Below are 1711 nucleotides of genomic sequence, written 5' to 3'. Positions count from 1 at the left end.
TCAAGAACCGCCACAGAGAAAAAGAGATTAGAGATAGTCCGCAAGGACATCCTTGAGTTCGAACTTGAACGGCCCGAGGCTCCCGCCGAAGTTTCCGGCGCTGATGAACTTTACACCCGGCACCTTGGTTGCCGCACGGATGCCCTCGGCCATCGCGGTCTTGATCGAGTCCTCGTCGACACCGTCGATGACGATCTCGTAGACCGCCTTCACGCCCTCGGGCACCTTGCTGCCCTCGACCTTCTCCCTCAGCGTCGGGCAGTAGGCCTCGTTCGTGCTTGCGCCCATGAACTTGTATTTCTTGCTTCCGACCTTCGAGCCGCTCGCGACGATGCCGCCGGGGAACGGCGTGATGACGCCGCAGACGCCGCTGATTGCGTCAATAGCCGCCTGGGCGGCCGTGAGGGCGGCCATCTGGTTCTCGCCCATGATGAAGAAGTTGCCGCCTGCAACACCCTTGACGGCGCCGAACTCCTCCTCGCCGATATACTCGCCCTCCATGATCGGGATGGCCCATACCGTCCTGCCGCCGACCTCGCGCTTCTCCTCGAACCCATCGCCGAAGAAGTGGAGCTTGACCGGGAGCTTCTCCGGGACCTCGGCGACGACGTCCGCGAGGCCGTCGAAGACCGCCGTCGTCGGCGCGGTGAGGACGCACTCGGCAAGCCGCTCCACAACCTGCTCCTTCAGTTTCTTCTTGCTCGCACAGATCATGATCGCATACCCGGGGCGTCCGTCGGGGGTCTCGTCGGCAGGGACGAAGCAGTCGATACCTGCCTCCGCCGGACATCCGATGGTAGAGGTGGCAAACCCGACGGCCTCCACTGCTGCCTTGTATGCCCACTCCTCGGTGACGGCGGTGATAATCGGCCGTGCCACCCAGGTCGGGAACGCCTCTGCATAGGTATCATCAATAGTAACGCCATTCAGTTCCATGGACAATGTACACCTCGTTTGCTACAATGTTACAATGCGGACAGAATAAGGTTTCTTTTTTTCCCGGCGGCGCGGCGGCCGACGGCCGGGAGTCAGGGGGGAGCCGAAACCGCGCGGCACCGCAGACCCACCGATATCCACCACCCGTGCGGAGTAAGGATGAATAGGATCGGCGATCGGATCGTGGGACGCCCGGGGCTCCCCCGTTGCACCATTCAGACTTGCATTCATGCAGATTATCCTCTACCATCGGGAAGAGTCGAGTTAAGCACGTCTCAGGCCGCGAGCCCCGTCGGGAAGCCCTATCCGGCATGTGGTCGAGATCGTGGGCGGGGATCGGGGCAGGCACTCCCGGGCGAAGCAGATGCACCCGGCACAAAGAGAGGAGAGTCGGCGGATACAGAAACGGTTGCTACTCGCACCGCGCAAGAGATGGTGGGCATTCCGCCTGGATGGACCGGGGATTATGCCCGAGTTCCGTGGAGATTCTGCCTGCGCTCAACACTACCGACCCGAATTAGCCACCGATTTTCACCAGAACGCCCGATCTACAATTTAAGGGTTTCGATTCGTTGTTTCCCCGGGAAGTGCGTTTAACGACGGGATATGGAGCATCGGATTTACATAACAATTCCTTTAATTTATAAAAATTTACAGATAATCAGGGTTCTGGAATATAAGACTGCCGAATTTCAGAAAGTTTATGTATATTCTTTGACTATTCTTTTTATATCGATTTTTAATCGATCAGATCTGGTGCGTGATACCATGGCAT

At 58.2% G+C, this 1711-nt stretch carries 1 protein-coding gene; it reads right to left on the bottom strand.

All coding sequences use genetic code 11. The annotated features are described in order from the left end of the window. Nucleotides 1-27: 27 nt before the first annotated feature. A complete protein-coding gene (fhcD, locus tag PLN84_RS13220; protein ID WP_292384339.1) occupies nucleotides 28-936 on the bottom strand; it encodes a formylmethanofuran--tetrahydromethanopterin N-formyltransferase in 909 nt (302 codons plus the stop codon). Nucleotides 937-1711 lie beyond the last annotated feature (775 nt).

The sequence above is a fragment of the Methanoculleus sp. genome (genome assembly GCF_035363275.1).
Lineage (GTDB): Archaea > Halobacteriota > Methanomicrobia > Methanomicrobiales > Methanoculleaceae > Methanoculleus.
This window is presented reverse-complemented; position numbering and strand designations above follow the sequence as displayed.